The 16294-nt window shown below is 43.9% G+C and carries 13 protein-coding genes; 12 read left to right on the forward strand and 1 reads right to left on the reverse strand.

The genetic code is table 11. The features are described 5' to 3' along the window. The first annotated feature begins 6 nt into the window (after window positions 1-6). The 7 genes from tnpA to lgt all read left to right on the forward strand — a co-directional run bounded on the left by tnpA (window position 7) and on the right by lgt (window position 6912). Window positions 7-462 carry an IS200/IS605 family transposase gene (gene tnpA, locus HMPREF9124_RS04225; protein ID WP_036597547.1) on the forward strand — a complete coding sequence of 152 codons (456 nt, stop codon included), beginning with the start codon at window positions 7-9 and terminating at the stop codon, window positions 460-462. Between the two features lie 336 nt (window positions 463-798). After that, complete coding sequence (locus HMPREF9124_RS12225; protein WP_009427987.1) at window positions 799-1110, forward strand: hypothetical protein; 312 nt, start codon at window positions 799-801, stop codon at window positions 1108-1110. A 20-nt stretch (window positions 1111-1130) separates the two neighbouring features. After that, window positions 1131-1829, forward strand: coding sequence for a hypothetical protein (locus HMPREF9124_RS04230; protein ID WP_009428703.1), 699 nt, complete (start codon window positions 1131-1133; stop codon window positions 1827-1829). 108 nt (window positions 1830-1937) lie between these two features. After that, complete coding sequence (queA, locus tag HMPREF9124_RS04235; RefSeq protein WP_009428162.1) at window positions 1938-2963, forward strand: tRNA preQ1(34) S-adenosylmethionine ribosyltransferase-isomerase QueA; 1026 nt, start codon at window positions 1938-1940, stop codon at window positions 2961-2963. 127 nt (window positions 2964-3090) lie between these two features. Next, on the forward strand, window positions 3091-3813 hold the full coding sequence (locus HMPREF9124_RS04240; RefSeq protein WP_009428937.1) for a pseudouridine synthase: 723 nt from the start codon (window positions 3091-3093) through the stop codon (window positions 3811-3813). Window positions 3814-3959: 146 nt separating this feature from the next. Beyond that, entirely contained in the window at window positions 3960-5951 is a 1992-nt protein-coding gene (gene ligA / locus HMPREF9124_RS04245; protein ID WP_009428321.1) for an NAD-dependent DNA ligase LigA, read from the forward strand. Window positions 5952-6036: 85 nt separating this feature from the next. Beyond that, window positions 6037-6912 (forward strand): prolipoprotein diacylglyceryl transferase, encoded by an 876-nt coding sequence (lgt, locus tag HMPREF9124_RS04250; protein ID WP_009429405.1) that lies wholly within the window; start codon window positions 6037-6039, stop codon window positions 6910-6912. Between the two features lie 95 nt (window positions 6913-7007). On the opposite strand, the gene HMPREF9124_RS04255 is transcribed toward lgt, so the two are convergent. Beyond that, on the reverse strand, window positions 7008-9233 hold the full coding sequence (locus HMPREF9124_RS04255; RefSeq protein ID WP_009429786.1) for a methyl-accepting chemotaxis protein: 2226 nt from the start codon (window positions 9231-9233) through the stop codon (window positions 7008-7010). 467 nt (window positions 9234-9700) lie between these two features. Here HMPREF9124_RS04255 and HMPREF9124_RS04260 point away from each other — a divergent pair, with 467 nt between their 5' ends. The 5 genes from HMPREF9124_RS04260 (at window position 9701) to HMPREF9124_RS04280 (ending at window position 16255) form a co-directional block, all read left to right on the forward strand. After that, entirely contained in the window at window positions 9701-10750 is a 1050-nt protein-coding gene (locus HMPREF9124_RS04260) for an ABC transporter substrate-binding protein (protein ID WP_009427697.1), read from the forward strand. A 136-nt stretch (window positions 10751-10886) separates the two neighbouring features. Continuing rightward, complete coding sequence (locus HMPREF9124_RS04265) at window positions 10887-12407, forward strand: sugar ABC transporter ATP-binding protein (protein ID WP_009428311.1); 1521 nt, start codon at window positions 10887-10889, stop codon at window positions 12405-12407. Then, window positions 12394-13341 (forward strand): ABC transporter permease, encoded by a 948-nt coding sequence (locus HMPREF9124_RS04270; protein ID WP_009429319.1) that lies wholly within the window; start codon window positions 12394-12396, stop codon window positions 13339-13341. The genes HMPREF9124_RS04265 and HMPREF9124_RS04270 overlap by 14 nt, the downstream gene beginning before the upstream one ends. A 2-nt stretch (window positions 13342-13343) precedes the next feature. Next, window positions 13344-14351 carry an ABC transporter permease gene (locus tag HMPREF9124_RS04275; RefSeq protein ID WP_009429961.1) on the forward strand — a complete coding sequence of 336 codons (1008 nt, stop codon included), beginning with the start codon at window positions 13344-13346 and terminating at the stop codon, window positions 14349-14351. 11 nt (window positions 14352-14362) lie between these two features. Further along, entirely contained in the window at window positions 14363-16255 is a 1893-nt protein-coding gene (locus HMPREF9124_RS04280) for a glycoside hydrolase family 2 protein (RefSeq protein ID WP_009429977.1), read from the forward strand. Window positions 16256-16294: the final 39 nt, after the last annotated feature.

The following is a 16294-nucleotide window of genomic DNA, read 5'->3' on the forward strand; positions in this document are numbered from 1 at the left end:
GATTTTATGGCGAAGAAAGAATATGCATTAGCACATACGAAATGGATGTGTAAATATCATATTGTCTTCACACCGAAGTATAGGCGAAAAATAATATATTATCAATATAAGTCAGATATTCGGGATATTATCAAGCAACTCTGCGCCTTTAAAGGAGTGGAGATTATAGAAGGGCATTTAATGCCGGACCATGTACATATTCTGGTTAGTATTCCACCTAAGATTAGCGTTTCTTCTTTTATGGGCTATTTAAAGGGAAAAAGTGCTTTGATGATATTTGATAAACACGCAAATCTTAAATACAAATTTGGGAACAGACATTTCTGGGCCGAAGGCTATTATGTCAGTATAGTAGGTCTAAATGAAGCCACAATAAAAAAGTATATCCAAGATCAAGAAAAACACGATATAGCTTTGGATAAACTAAGTGTTAAAGAATATGAAGACCCTTTTAAGGGTTAAAGTGCAGTAGTAACAATACCCCTTTATGGGGTAGCGACGAGTCAAACGCAATATGGCTTGAATGGAGCTGTGGGAAGGTGCAAAGCAAACTTCCCATAGCCCAAAATGAAAGCCAGCGCCTTTAGACGCTGGCCAGTAGCAGGGGCTTATAGCCCCGAGCAAACCACCCGTTTGACGGGTGGTAGTGATTCTAAACATACATCAGTATTGAATTATATTTCCTACAAATACAGGATATTCATATTCATGATAGGAAAGTGTAAGTCGGATATCTATATTTTTTTCCTAAAATAAGGTAATATAGAGCAGTTAAGAGAACGAGAAAAGGATAGCTATATGGGGAAGATTGTAGATAATTTAGATGATGTGGCAAAGCTTCTGTCGAAGAAGTCCGAGCAAAAAATAATATTAAAGAAAAGAAATCAAAGTCAGCGTATATTACGTAATAAAAGAAATAAGAGAGAACACAATGAAGATAGGAAAATCATGCTTATTCCGGTACTGATCATTGTGTTGATTCTTCTCATCAAATTTCTGGAAGCATTAGGATTGGGAGTTCCTCTTACACCAAAGAATAAAATAATAGCATCTGCTTCAGAGATGCAAAGTCCTTCCGATTTAGAGGAAGAAAAAAGGATGATTCCCTGAAAGAATACAACGATGATGTTTTGGAAAAATTTTTCCGAGAATATTTTCAGGCAAAGCTTACGGCAGACGTAGACACTCTGTATCGTTTGAGCGGTGTCACCAATCAAAGTACAGAGCAAACGAGTAAGCTAAAGGCCCAATTGAAAACCCAGTCCGGTTATATTGAAGCCTATGAGGATATCAAAACCTATGCCGTCCCGGGAATCGGAGAGAATGAGAAACTTGTATTTTTACAATATAAGGTCCGCTTTAGAAGAGCAAAGACAGCTGCACCGGCTATTATGTATTGCTATATTAGGGTAAATGAAGCAAATGCTTTTGAATTAGTTGAAAATAAGACACCGGAACAGACAAAGTTTGTATATGACTACATACAGACGCATCAAGAAGTAAAAGACCTGATTAATGCAGTGGATTCTCAACTCTTGGAAGCCTTGTCTTCGGACTCTCGCCTTGCCGTGCTTTATGATGCGTTTCAGACCGGAAGAATTTACAAGGAAGACCAGGCATCCATTGATTCGGAAGTATCCCTTATTGAAATGGATGAGAATGGACCGACCGTATCGGAAAGTGAAAGTAGCAGTGAAAGCAATGGAACATCATCACCTTCGACCGAAAGTGAGGGTAGTGAGCAAAATGCTGCATCGGAAAGTAGCGAAACTGCGGTGATTGAGACGAGTGCAGGAACAGCGGCAACGGAAACCTCGGGAGGAGCGTAGAAACAGCTATAGCGGAAACCGCAAGAGGAGAGTAGAAAATGCGACTTGCTTTCAGTGATTTTTAAATATAGAAATTTAGAAGAAGAGTAGGGAGCGGAAAGAGATAAGATGAATACCAAAGATTTTTATTATGATTTACCGGAGGAGCTGATTGCGCAGGATCCCTTATTGAAGCGTTCGGCTTCCCGGCTTCTTGTGATGGATAGAAAAAGCGGTGAGATAGAACATAAGCATTTTGAAGATGTGCTTTCCTATCTTAGAGAAGGGGATTGTCTGGTTTTAAACAATACGAAGGTCATTCCTGCGCGTTTACACGGTGTAAAGGCGGAAACCGGAGCACATGTGGAAGTTCTGCTCCTCACAAGGCTCACGGATAAGAATTGGGAATGCATTGTAAGGCCGGGAAAGAAGCTCCGTGTCGGTGCTGAAATTGTCTTTGCGGAGAATTTGCTATCGGGAACGGTTATCGAGTGTAAGGAAGACGGGAATCGTGTTATAGAGTTCCATTTTGAGGGCATTTTCGAAGAAATCTTGGATAAGCTTGGAGAAATGCCGCTTCCCCCTTATATCACGAAGCAGTTAGAAGATAAGACAAGATACAATACCGTCTATGCAAAGGAAGAAGGATCTGCAGCAGCACCGACTGCAGGACTCCATTGGACAAAAGAGCTTCTTGAAAAGGTGCAGGAGAAGGGCGTGAAAATTGCCTATGTCACGCTCCATGTGGGTCTCGGAACCTTCCGACCGGTGAAAGTGGAGGATGTGGAAAAGCATCATATGCACTCGGAACTTTATATAGTCGATAAGGAAACGGCGGATTTAATTAACAGCACGAAGAAAGCCGGAGGAAGAATCATTTGCACGGGAACAACCTCCTGCAGGACAATTGAATCGAATGCCGATGAGAATGGCGTTCTCCATCCCAGAAGTGCATGGACGGATATTTTCATCTATCCGGGCTACCGCTTTAAGGTAATGGACGGGCTCATTACGAACTTCCATCTTCCGGAGTCTACCCTTATCATGTTGGTTTCCGCCTTTTCCAATCGGGAAAATGTCTTGCATGCCTATCAGGAGGCAGTAAGGGAAAGGTACAGATTCTTCAGTTTTGGCGATGCCATGCTGATTTTATAAGCAAAAATCTAATCAATGTTGTTCGATCAATTTTATGCAATGGCTATTATTTGGAAATGTCGCTTAGACCATATTATGCAGAGAAGCAAGGTGTGGAAGAAACAGCGGGAGAAATTTGGAGTACAGTATGCGAATCAATAAATGGCTATCCTCCATGGGAATTTGTTCAAGAAGAGAAGCGGACCGACTGATTTCCGAAGGGAAAGTCAAGGTGAACGGAGAGGCGGCAAGTCTTGGGCAGGAAATCAGCGGAGAAGAAGATATAGAAATGGACGGAAAGTGCATTTCCGGACAAGGAGAGAAGCGGGAAAAGCCGAAAGAGGTTCTTCTTGCCTATTACAAGCCGCGCGGAGTAATTTGCACGACAGGAGAGAAGGACAGAGGGAAAAATGTCATAGAGGATATCCATTATCCCGAGCGTATTTACCCGATTGGACGGCTCGATAAGAACTCTGAAGGCCTCCTCCTTCTTACCAATCAAGGCGAGCTAGTTAATCAAATCAACAAGTCCCGGAGCGAAAAAGAAAAGGAATATATCGTGACGGTGGAAGAGGATATTACAAAGCATTTCCTGCGGGAAATGCGTGAAGGAGTCTATCTTAAGGAGCTGGATAGAACGACGAAGCCCTGCGTAGTTTTTCAGGAGGAAAATATTCCGGTTATGCAGAGAAAGAGGCAGTTTCATATCATTTTAACAGAGGGGCTTAATCGTCAGATTCGGAGAATGTGTGCAACGCTCGGCTATACAGTGAAGCGTCTAAAGAGAGTGCGAATTATGAATCTGACTGTGGACGGGCTAATGCCCGGAGAATATCGGGAGATTCGGAAAGAGGAGCTGGGGCTTAAGTAAATGCCACCCTGCTTTTATAATGAGAGAATGATGAAAAGGACATGTGAAAAAAGATAAGGAAGCGTAAAAAAGAGCAAGAAAGAGTAAGTAAGAGTAAGTAAGAGTAAGGTATTCATCCTATAACTTTAAAAACAGAAAGAGAAACTATGGATAAGAGAAAACGGATAGAGGAGCTGGTAGAGCTTTTAAATCAGGCGGGGAAGGCGTATTACCAGGAAGGAAAAGAGATTATTTCCAACCTGGAATATGATAAAGCCTATGATGAACTGGTGCGTCTTGAGGAAGAGACAGGGATTGTCCTGTCTGCAAGTCCCACGCAAAATGTCGGATACAGCGTAGCTACGGCCCTTCCGAAGGAGGAGCATGCGAGCCCGATGCTTTCTCTTGATAAAACAAAGTCCGTAGAGACTTTACAAAGCTTTCTCGGGGAGCAGAAGGGGATTCTTTCCTGGAAACTCGACGGTCTTACGGTTGTGATGACTTATGAGAAGGGAGAGCTTGTCAAAGCGGTTACCCGCGGAAATGGTAGAATCGGAGAAATTGTTACGGAAAATGCAAAGCGTTTTCGGAATCTTCCTTTACGGATTCCCTTTAAAGGAAGGCTGGTTCTTCGTGGAGAAGCATTGATTCGCTATTCCGATTTCGCAAAAATCAATGAAGAAATTCCGGAAGAAGGGGCAAAATATAAGAATCCGAGGAATCTTTGCTCCGGTTCCGTTCGGCAACTGGACCCGAAAATCACCTGGGAAAGAAGAGTCTATTTTTTTCCCTTTACGCTTGTATCGGTAGAGGAGGGAGAGGACAGGTCCTCTCGTGAGAGTGGAGGGCTTCCCGACTTTCATAACAGTCATGAAGCGGAATTCGAATTTTTAGAGCAACAGGGCTTTCAGGTTGTGGGACGCAGGACGGTAAATAAAGAGGAGCTTCCCGGGGCTGTTTCGGACTTTTCCGAACAGGTCAAGAAAAATGATTTTCCCTCCGACGGTCTGGTACTTCTTATGGACGATATAAGCTACGGAAAGAGTCTCGGGACTACGGCCAAGTTCCCTCGAAATGCCCTTGCTTTTAAATGGGAGGATGAGGAAGAAAAGACCATTCTTCGTGAGGTGGAATGGTCACCCAGCAGAACCGGTCTTATCAATCCCGTGGCGATATTTGACCCGGTCGAGCTGGAGGGAACCGTGGTGAGCAGGGCGAGCCTTCACAATATCAGCTACCTGGAAGACTTGAAGCTCGGAATCGGAGATGAAATTACGGTTTATAAGGCAAATATGATTATCCCGCAGATTGGGGAGAATCTCACGAAGTCGGGGCAGCTCCCGATTCCGGAGCATTGTCCTGCCTGTCACGAGGAAACGAAGATTGTACAGGATAAGGAAGCGAAGATGCTTTACTGTGAAAATCCCCATTGTCCTGCAAAGCGGATTAAGCAGTTTGCTCTTTTTGTAAGTCGTGACGCCTTAAATATTGAGGGACTTTCCGAAATGACTTTGGAGAAATTTATCGGAAAGGGATTTATTCAGGAGCTTCCGGATTTATTTTCTTTGGAAGAGCATAAGGAGGAGATTATCGCTATGGAGGGCTTCGGACAGAAGTCCTATGATAAGCTTATTGAAAATGCGGAGAAAGCAAGGGAAACGAGCCTTGCGAGACTTCTTTACGGCTTAGGAATCGGGGGAATCGGAGCAAGTAATGCGAGAGTTCTTTCGGAAGCCTTTCATGAGGATGCGGAGGAGCTTTCCCGGGCGGAGCTCAGCGAGGTTGTGTCCATCAAAGGGATAGGACCGATACTTGGAGAAAGCATTGTCCGCTATTTTAAAGAAGAAGAAAATCTTAGGCTTTTCCGAAAGCTTCTATCCATACTGCACCTCCATAAGGAGGAGAAAGCGGAAAATGCTGCACTTTCCGGCAAGGTCTTTGTAATTACGGGCTCTTTAAACCATTTTCAAAATCGAAAGGAGCTGGAGGAGGAGATTCGAAAGGCGGGAGCAAGCACCGCTTCTTCCGTTTCTAAGAATACATCTTATCTTATCAACAATGACAAGAATTCTACCAGCAGTAAGAATAAAAAGGCACAGGAACTCGGAATTCCGATTCTTTCGGAGGAAGATTTCTTAAAGCTTTTACAAGGCGAGTAGAGGAGATGAAGCTATGCAAGGCATATATTCAAATAAGGATATGAACCTTGATGGCGATATATCTAGAAGAAACTAAGGAGAACGAATGAACTTTCAAGACTACGATATCTATTTTCCGCACCTGCAGATTGGCATCAAACACCTCGTAAACCACATCAGCCCCTTCGGTTTTACGATTGCCTTTTACGGCATTATTATAGGCTGTGGCATGCTGCTTGGGATGCTTGTTGCGAGTAAAGAGTATGTGAGATGCGGCTATAAGGCGGATGATATTCAGGACTTTGCGCTATTTGTCATTGTTCTGGGGGTAATCGGAGCAAGAATTTACTATGTGATTTTTGAATGGGACTATTATTCTCAGCATCTTATGGAGATTCCAAATATCCGGCAGGGAGGACTTGCCATTTATGGCGGGGTTCTCACTGCAATAGCGACATGTATCGTTTTTTGCAAGAAAAAGAAGCTGGATTTCTTTCCTATGGCGGATGCCGGTGTACTGGGACTTATTCTCGGACAGGCTATGGGGCGCTGGGGAAACTTCTTTAATGCGGAGGCCTTCGGAGGCTATACAAACTCTCTCTTTGCCATGCGGATAAAGGAAGCGATTGTGAATCCTTCGATGATCAATGATAATGTGGCGTCTCATCTGCAAAATATAGACGGAATCAGCTATGTGCAGGTGCATCCCACCTTCCTGTATGAGAGTGTATGGAACCTCTGCGTATTCTTTTTTCTCCTTTGGTTTTCGAGAAGAAAGAAGTTTAAGGGACAGATATTTCTCCTGTACCTTGGGCTTTACGGACTGGGACGTTTCTTTATCGAAGGGCTCCGTGCAGATTCTTTGATGCTTTTCGGTACGGGAATTGCGGTTTCACAGGCACTTTCTCTTGTCCTTGTGATAGTCAGCATTATCCTGCAGTATGCTTTCTTGAAAAGAGAGAAGAGCGAGGAAAAGAAGTAATCGTCAATAGAATAGAAAAAGGGGCTGTGAAAATTCTTTTGATTTTTCACAGCCCCTTAAATATCTATCGTGACGAGCGGTGGCTCAATATCTTCTTAGTCCTCGTTCTCTATTACCTGGAACTTGGATACCAACTCATTCATAATGTTTGCCTGCCCGGAAAGCTCTTCCGATGCGGCTGCTGACTCTTCTGCGGTTGCAGAGTTGGTTTGAACAACGGAAGAAATCTGGTCTGCACCGATGGTTAGTTGTTTAATACCGGCTGCCTGTGCTTCGGAGGCACTGCTGATTTTTTCAATAATTTCCGTAATATCCTTAGCCTTGGTCTTTACCAGTTCCATGGACTCTGCGGTTTCATTACTGATTTGCGCTCCTCTTTCTACCGCATCAATGGTTTCCGCGATTAAAGAACTGGTATTCTGTGCAGCTTTAGCGGATTTCTGAGCAAGATTTCCGACTTCATCCGCAACCACCGCAAAGCCCTTTCCGGCTGCTCCGGCACGTGCCGCCTCAATTGCGGCATTTAAGGAAAGAATGTTGGTCTGGAAGGCAATGTCATCAATCGTTTTAATGATTTTACTGATTTCATTGGACTTGTCCGTAATTTCCTGCATAGCAACGGACATTTCTTCCATCTTCTTATTACTGATTTCTACAGCTTCTACAGATTCCCGACTCAGCTTATTTGCTTTTAAGGATTGTTCGGCAGTTCCCTTAATCTTTTCGGAAATATCGTTCATTGTAGCACCAAGCTCTTCTATGGAAGAGGCCTGTTCCGTTGCGCCTTGAGAAAGTGCCTGTGCACTGTTGGAAACCTGCTCCGCTCCGGAATTGACTTCCTCTGCGGAATTTTTAATTTCCGTCATGGTATGGGATAAATCTTTTGTAATATCTCGTAAGGAATGAAGCAAAGGCTTATAGTCTCCGGGATAGTTTTCTTCATTGGACAAATCCACACGGAAATTTCCCTGAGAAATGGCGCTGAGCTTTTCATTCAGTTCCAGAATGATTGCCTTTATCCTTGTCGTGACATTTTTAAAGGAGTCTGCCAGATGTCCGATTTCGTCCTTCTTGTCATATTTTACTTCCACGTTCAGATTACCGCTTGCAAGCTGGTCTCCGACTTGGGCAATCATCTTAAGCGGATTCAAGGTTTTCTTGACCAGAAGGTAGGTTGCTACGATAAGAATGACGGTACCGGATAAACCAATGAGGAGTGCTAAGGTAATTAACCTGCGGGTTACTTGCTGATAGTCGCTGTCCGCAATACTCATAAGACTCCACCAGGTGGTATTACCAAACTCTGTAGGAGCAAGATAAACGCGTCTTTTCACGCCGGAACTGTTGATGACTGTCATGTGGAAGGGATTTCCCTCCTTCATTTTTTCGCTGATTGCGGAAAAATCTTCTTTCGTTATGGCATCTGTGAGATTCTTTCCCTTTAAACTTTCATTGGAAACGTACATAAAGTTTCCGTCACTGTCTATTACAGAAGTGAAAAGACTGGGAAAACGGGAATCTTCATGCTTTAAAGCATCGAAAGAGGCTAAATCCATCTCAATCGTGATAACCCCTTTAAAGTCATTGTCGGCAATAATGGGATCACAAATGGAAATCACGGTTTTACTGGGATCCTCATCCAAGGTATAGGCAACTGTGAGGGTCGGTTTCTGTGTGCTCTTTGCAGTGGTGTAATAGCTTTTATCTTTGTAGTAATCAAATGGATAGTTGATGATGTCTCTGGTTTCTACACTTTTAAAGGTTGTATAGGGACCGTAGTCTTTTACACCGTCGATTACTTTATTTGCTTCAAAGAAATATCCAACACCTGTAATATTGGGGTTACTTTTGAGGGTGGAATACATGGAGTTCATCATCACAACTTCCGCATTGTATCGGCTGGCAGGAACTTCTCTGTCTAAGATACGGGAGCGAAAAGTCGTACCGGACATCGGTGTAATCTGCTCCGGAATCAATTGATTGTCTTTTTTCTCATTGATTTTCCAAGGATTTGCCGGAACTCCGCCGATTTCATCCTTTTGTCCCCATACAAAGCTGATCGATTCTTTCATACTGCCGGAGAGAGTCGTGATTTCACCAAGAATATCCTCGGTTTTTTCGCCTGTTAAAGTGAGCAGGTCATCCATGTTTTTATCCAGATTTTTTTTCGTAGATTGGCTTCCCAGGTCAACAATAAAGTAGCTTAATCCGAGTATAATGAGAAATCCCAATAGACCCAGGGTGATAGACAAACGAGTACTTAAGCTGAGACCTTTTGACTCCTTTTGTCTTGCCGTTTTTTTCGAATCCTTCGTTTTCATACAGAAATCCTTCCTTGTTTTTTACGTAGAGTAATCTTCTTCTCCAAAGATACTCCATAGAATAAGAATACATTTATCTTTTATCTATAAAAGATACCTAGTGCATTCATCGACCTATTTTGTTTTCCTATAAGAAAAAAATAGAGCAGAATGCAATAAATAGAAGAAAAATTTTGATCTATAACGAATACTGTGTATTTTAGGTACAACATTGTATTTTCAACGAGTTTTGCTCGTGAAGCCTGCGGTATTTCATTTGAAAAAGGGAAGGAAAATGATAGATAAAAATATGGAAACTATGCTATACTGTGCTTGTTGCAATCATCTATATAGATGAAGAAATTGGTAAAGTTTTTATGCTGTTTTGCCAAATGAACAAAAGAAGTGCGAGAGGAATCTCACAAATTGAGTAGAAAAAGAGTTCTTTATTTGAGAATATTTTCGCACAAGAAAAAAGGAGGAAGATTATGAAGAAAATGCTCAGTGTTGCCTTGTCCGCTATTATGGCAGCATCTCTTATGGCCTGCGGTGGCGGAAGCGCCAAGGGCACAGAGACAAAGGCGGCGCAAACAGAGGCCGGAAGCGAGGCAAAGGGTGCTGCAGAGACGGAAAAAGCGGGTGAAAAGACCGATGCGGGTGATGCGGTATCTCTTGAGGGAAAAACAGTAGGCTTTGCACAGACCGACAGCATGTCCGCATGGAGAACAACAGAGACGGACAGCATTAAGAAGGCTGTAGAGGAAGCCGGCGGAAAACTGGTAGTTAAGGATGCCGGAGGAGATATCGCCACACAGGAATCCGATATTCGTGACCTGGTTGCCGCAAAAGTGGATTATCTGGTGGTTGCTCCTTTAGAGAACAATGGTCTGCAGAGTGCCCTGGAGGAGGCTATGGAGGCAAAGATTCCGGTTATTCTCGTTGACCGTGCCATTGACGGAGAGGCGGGAAAGTATTTTACAACCTCCATCCGTTCCGACTTTGTTTGGGAGGGAGAGCAGTGTGCCAAGGCTTTAGAGACTGCTTTACCGGACGGCGGAAACGTTGTAATCATCAACGGCGGTTATGATTCTTCCACCTCCACAGACAGACAGGACGGCTTTGTGAAGACCCTGGATTCTTCCAAGTTCAAGGTAGTTGCCGAGCAGGACGGACAATGGCTTATGGATAAGGCGCAGGCCGTTATGGAAAATATTCTCCAGGCTCAGGGGGGAGAAAATATTAATGCGGTTTACTGTGTTACCGATGATATGGCGCAGGGTGCCATGAAGGCAATCGAAGCAGCCGGACTGACTCCCGGTAAGGACATTCTGATTCTGGGAATCGATGGAACAAAGGCGGCATTTAAGGATATTGAAGCCGGAAGACAGCTGGCTTCCTGCACCTGTTCTCCTTATTTCGGACCGATTGTTGTGGAGACCATCGGAAAGATTGCTAAGGGTGATACCGTTCCGGAAAACATTACCAATGAAGATACCCTGTACACAAAAGAGAATGTACAGGTTGACTTAGGATTCTAAAGAAGTATTTGGGGCTGTGAAAGAAGAAAATTATGTCTTCGTGCTTTTTGAGCCGTAGTTTTCCGCTCTTTCACAGTCTTTTTTTCAGCAAAAAACGCCGAAGTTTCCAAGAAATATTGGATGGTAAGGAGGGGAAATGAGCGTGCTGTTAAGGATGGAAGGGGTGGAAAAATCCTTTCCCGGAGTCAAAGCGCTAAAAGGAATAAGCCTTGAGGTGGAAGAGGGCGAGGTTCATGCTCTAATGGGAGAAAACGGAGCCGGAAAGTCCACATTGATTAAGGTATTGACGGGAGTATACGGAAGAGATCAGGGAAAAATTTATTTTGCAGGAGAGGAAATCCATTGTAAGTCTCCGGCTGAGGCGGGAGAAATCGGAATTTCGACTATTTACCAGGAATTAAACCTGATTCCGTATCAGACCGTTTACGAGAATATGTTTTTGGGAAGAGAACTGAAAAAAAATGCCTTTTTCCTGGATAGAAAAGCGATGCAGGATGAGGCGGAAAAGGCGCTCTCGGACCTGGGGCTGGAGATCGATGTGACGAAAAGTCTGAATCATTATTCTACGGCAATTCAGCAAATGGTGGCGATAGCCCGGGCTGTGCGTTCCAAGGCACGTCTTGTGATTATGGATGAGCCGACCTCCTCCTTGGATCAAACTGAGGTGAGGGTATTATTTCGCATTATTCGACAACTGAAAGAAAAGAAAATTAGTGTTTTATTTATCAGTCATAAATTGGATGAAGTGTATGAAATCTGCGACAGTTTGACCATTTTCCGAGACGGAGAAACGGTGGGACGTTATGCAGTGCAGGATATAGATCAGTATAAGCTCATATCTCTTATGATAGGAAAGGAATGGAAAGAGAGAGAACGAGAGGATAAAAAAAGCTTTTCCGATGCGGAGACACTGCTGTCCGTTAAGAATGCCAAGCTTGCCATGCGCCTTTCCGGAGTAAACCTTTCCATCAGAAAAGGAGAAATCCTGGGGCTCGCCGGTCTTCTCGGATCGGGAAGGACGGAGCTTGCCGAACTGCTTTTCGGAACGGAGAAGGCAGGAGAAGGAGAAGTTTTTTGGATGGATGAAGCCTATTTCCGGAGAAATCCATCCAAGTCTATTGAAAAAGGAATGGGATTTTGCACCGAAGACCGGAAGACGGAGGGGATACTGCCGAATCTTTCCGTAGAAGAAAATATGACGATTGCCATGCTTCCAAAGTTGCAGAAACATGGTTTCATCGACTTTAAAAAGCAGAAAGAACTGGCTAAACGCTATGTGGAACTTTTCAATATTAAAACGCCTTCCCTTGCGCAAAAGATTCGCAATTTGAGCGGAGGAAACCAGCAAAAGGTCTTATTGGCACGTTGGATGTGTATGAATCCGAAGCTGATGATTCTGGATGAACCGACCAGAGGAATTGATGTCGGTGCAAAGGAAGAGATAGAGAAGTTGATACAGGGCTTATCCGCGGAAGGCATTTCCGTCTTGATGATTTCCTCGGAGCTGAGTGAGCTTGCGAGAAACTGTCACAGAGTGGTAGTGCTTCGAGACGGAAAAGTCAGGGGTGAGATAGAAGGAGATGCCATTTTTGAAGACTCCATCATGACGCTGATTGCGGAAGATGCAAAGGAGGGAGAAGAGGATGAAGCAAAGTAAAAACAGTCGTTTCTCGGATTATGCCTCCTTGCTTTTTTTGGCGGGTCTTTTGCTTTTTAACAGTATATTCACACCGAATTTTTTCAGACTCGGAACCTTGCAGAACTCGATTACGCAGCTTTGTCCTACCATTCTTTGCGGGATGGGAATGACTTTGGTCATATCAACGGGAGGAATTGATATCTCCGTAGGCTCTCTCATGGCTTTATCCGGTGTTATTATGGCGAAATGTATGGAAAGGATCGGCATCTTCCCGGGAATTCTTCTCGGTATAGGCTTTTCGGTCCTTATCGGAATGTTCACGGGAATCATGGTTGGAAAATTGAAATTGCAGGCCATGGTCATTACTCTCGGGCTGATGCTCGGTGTTCGCGGTGCGGCACAGGTGCTTTGTGACGGAAGAGACATTTATTTTAATACCTTAGGGGAGAGAGGAGAGCTGCTTTCCGACTTTGGTACACTGAAGTTTTTTAATCTTATTCCTGTGCAGCTGCTTCCCATTTTCATTTCCGTGCTTTTGATCTGGATTCTGATTAAGAAAACAACTTTGGGTGTTCAAATTCAGGCGGTAGGAGACAGCATCAAATCCAGTAATCTGGTGGGAATCCACACGAACAGGGTATTTGTCTTCGTCTATGGCTTAAGTGGCTTTTTTGCGGCTATAGCGGGAATCATGCAAGCTGCCAAAGTTTCTGTTGCTGCCGGAAGTTCGCTGGGCCAACTGGCAGAGCTGGATGCTATTGCGGCGGTAGTTATTGGCGGTACCCCGATGAGCGGAGGAAGAGCAAGAGTGCTTGGCACAGTGCTGGGAGCAATGATTATGCAGTGCATCACGTTGACCTGTGTTATGAACAATATTCCGGATCAGTATGCACAGGTGGTAAAGGCCATGATTATTGTTTTTGCCGTTTACATTCAAAGGGAAAGGAGCTAGGGATGGAAAAAGAGAGTAAGGCTTTGTCCGCTGTTCGAACGGATAAAGCGGTTTTTAAGAAAATGGCATTAAATAAGACCTTCCTGGCCTTTCTGCTTCTTTGTATTTTAAGCGGCTTGATTTTCCGGGACAAACATTTTCTTTCCTTGGAAAATGCAATGAACATTCTTTTGAAGGCGTCTAAAAACGGAGGACTCTTGGCTTTGGGAATGACGTTCGTTATTTTGAGCGGGGAAATTGACCTTTCCGTGGGAGCGGTGTTCGCCTTAAGCGGAGTGGTAATGGGACTCGTTGGCGAGGTGAATCCTTTTCTTGGAATTTTTGCCGGAATCATGGTCGGTGTCCTTACCGGAGCAATGATTTCATTCCTGGTCTGCAAAATGCGAATTTCATCCTGGATTGCCTCCCTTTCGATGCTCTTTGCTTTAAGAGGAATGGTACAAATATTAGCAAAAAAGTCTGTTGCCATTAAAGATCCGCTTCTGCTCTTTGCCAAGGCAAAGCTTTTTTCCAATCTTATCCCCGGCGTTACGGGCGGTATATCCGTCCTGATTGTATTCTTCTTTGCCTTTTTCTTTCTTTGTCGTTATTTGGCGGAAAATACAAAATTCGGTATGCGACTTTATGCCAGTGGCGGAAATGAAGAAGCTGCTAAGCTTATGGGAATTCAGGTGAAGAAAATCAAGAGCATAGCTTTCTTTCTGTCCGGTTTTATTGCCGCTCTATCCGGTGTCTTTTTGGCATCCAGCAGCGGGAGTGCTACATTGAGTGCCGGAAATCTCTATGAGACCTATGCGATTGCCATGTGTGCAATCGGAGGCATCCAGCTTAGCGGCGGGCAGGGAAAATTTTCGGGAACTTTTTTCGGCATTTTGATTTATTATATAATTAATACCCTGTTCACCTACTTGCCATCCTCCATATCCGTGCATTGGCAGTCAATTATTATGGGCATTTTGGTTATTCTGTCTGTAGCAATGCAGTCGGAAATTTTCCATCAAAAGAAGTAGGAGAGACGGAAATGAGCGAGTTAAGAAACAAATTGTCTTCCGTGTTTGGAGAAAAACTGAATAGAGAAAATCCGCTCCCGGAGCATCCTCGTCCTCAGTTTAAGAGAGCTTGGATGCAAAGCTTAAACGGAGAATGGATTTATCGTGTAGTGCAAAAAGAAGATAGGAAGGAAGTTTTTCGCGGAAAGATTCTCGTTCCCTTTTCTCCGGAAACGGAGCTTTCCGGAGTGGGACGAATGCTGAATCCCGATGAAGTCTTTGAATACAGAAAGAACTTTGTTTCTGATTTTCAACCCGAAAAGGAAAGGCTCCTTCTGCATTTCGGTGCGGTTGACCAGGAATGCGAGGTCTTTGTAAATGGAGAAAAGGTAGGAGAGCATAAGGGAGGATATACCGGCTTCAGCATGGATATTTCCGAACAGTGCACGGAGGAAAGTAATCTTTTACTGGTGAAAGGAACAGACGGAAGCGAGACGGTTCCCCATGCCAGAGGAAAGCAAAGGTGGAAGAAAAACTGTCGTTATTCTTCTATTTTCTATACCGGACAAAGTGGAATCTGGAAGTCCGTTTGGCTTGAGAAAGTACCGAAAAATTATTTAAGGTATGCGAAGATGACAGCGGATTTGGATGAAGAGGGAGTTCGTTTTTCCTTTGCGGTAAATCCCCCTGCAGGAGAGGAGAAAATCGAAGAAAGTGTGCATGTTCGGATTTTTGAGCCGCAGATTTTTGCTTCAAAAACAAAAGCAGGGGAGAAAGGTGCCGACCCTGTAAAGGAAGCGGAAGAAAAGCCCATTTATACGGAAGGAATGCATTTACTCTATGAAGGAGAAGCAAGGCCGGGAGAGGAATTTTTCTGTAAACTTGCCCTAATAAAGCCTTGGAGCACGGAGGAGCCCTATTTATATCCGGTCCAATTTCAGTATGGAGAGGACAGCGTGGAATCGTATTTTGCGTTTCGCAAGCTTTCTCTCGGGAGAGATAAAAAGGGGATCTTGCGCTTCTTCTTAAACAATAAGCCAATCCTTTTTACCGGCCTTTTGGATCAGGGCTATTGGCCTGAGAGCTTGATGACGGCTCCTTCCGATGAGGCGTTACTTTACGATATCCATAAGACCAAATCCTTTGGCTTCAATACCATTCGGAAACACATGAAGGTCGAGCCGGATCGTTTTTATTATCACTGTGACAGAGAGGGGATTTTTGTTTGGCAGGATATGCCGTGCGGAGGCGGAAGCTACAATCATTTCTTTGTGACGGATTTTCCGAATGTTTGGGATAAGGGTGCCAGAAAAATCAAGGACAGTCATTATAAACTCTTTGCAAGGCAGGATCAGGCGGGAAGAGAGCAGTATTATAAGGACTTGGAGGAAATGGTGAAAGAACTGTATAACCACCCCTCCATTGTACTTTGGACGCCCTTTAATGAGGGCTGGGGACAGTTTGATGCGCGTGTTGCCACCGAAAAACTTCGAAAATGGGATAAGACAAGGCTGATTAATGAGGCCTGTGGCTGGTTTGATCAAGGGGGAGGAGATCTCTTTTCCATCCACAATTACCGTTATGCTTTAAAGATTAAGCCCGAGAAGAACAGAGTTGTGGCACTTACGGAGTTCGGAGGTTATGCTTTTCCGCTAAAAGAGCACTTGTGGAGCAAGAAAGAGTTCGGCTATAAATTCTTTTCTTCGGAGGAGGAAGTTACGGCTGCCTATGAAAAACTGTGGGAGAGGGATATCTTCCCCAATGTGATAAAAGGCTTAAGTGCGGCAATTTATACGCAGACCTCGGACATTGAGGAGGAAATTAACGGACTGATGAGTTATGATCGAAAGGTGGATAAGCTTACGAAGGAGATACTCAAAAAGCTGAATAAAAAACTGATGGAGGCTTATCATTCCTGCTTCTAAGGTGAAAAAAGTACTCCGTAGCAGCAAGATTGGTTAAAG

Origin of the sequence: Oribacterium sp. oral taxon 108 str. F0425, from assembly GCF_000214455.1 — a bacterium.
Classification (GTDB): domain Bacteria; phylum Bacillota; class Clostridia; order Lachnospirales; family Lachnospiraceae; genus Oribacterium; species Oribacterium asaccharolyticum.

Coding starts and splice junctions, on each gene's coding strand:
- HMPREF9124_RS12225 (WP_009427987.1), top strand. CDS start 799: ATGGGGAAGATTGTAGATAATTTAGATGATGTGGCAAAGCTTCTGTCG.
- HMPREF9124_RS04275 (WP_009429961.1), top strand. CDS start 13,344: ATGGAAAAAGAGAGTAAGGCTTTGTCCGCTGTTCGAACGGATAAAGCG.
- HMPREF9124_RS04260 (WP_009427697.1), top strand. CDS start 9,701: ATGAAGAAAATGCTCAGTGTTGCCTTGTCCGCTATTATGGCAGCATCT.
- HMPREF9124_RS04270 (WP_009429319.1), top strand. CDS start 12,394: ATGAAGCAAAGTAAAAACAGTCGTTTCTCGGATTATGCCTCCTTGCTT.
- tnpA (WP_036597547.1), top strand. CDS start 7: ATGGCGAAGAAAGAATATGCATTAGCACATACGAAATGGATGTGTAAA.
- HMPREF9124_RS04265 (WP_009428311.1), top strand. CDS start 10,887: ATGAGCGTGCTGTTAAGGATGGAAGGGGTGGAAAAATCCTTTCCCGGA.
- lgt (WP_009429405.1), top strand. CDS start 6,037: ATGAACTTTCAAGACTACGATATCTATTTTCCGCACCTGCAGATTGGC.
- HMPREF9124_RS04280 (WP_009429977.1), top strand. CDS start 14,363: ATGAGCGAGTTAAGAAACAAATTGTCTTCCGTGTTTGGAGAAAAACTG.
- HMPREF9124_RS04255 (WP_009429786.1), bottom strand. CDS start 9,233: ATGAAAACGAAGGATTCGAAAAAAACGGCAAGACAAAAGGAGTCAAAA.
- ligA (WP_009428321.1), top strand. CDS start 3,960: ATGGATAAGAGAAAACGGATAGAGGAGCTGGTAGAGCTTTTAAATCAG.
- queA (WP_009428162.1), top strand. CDS start 1,938: ATGAATACCAAAGATTTTTATTATGATTTACCGGAGGAGCTGATTGCG.
- HMPREF9124_RS04240 (WP_009428937.1), top strand. CDS start 3,091: ATGCGAATCAATAAATGGCTATCCTCCATGGGAATTTGTTCAAGAAGA.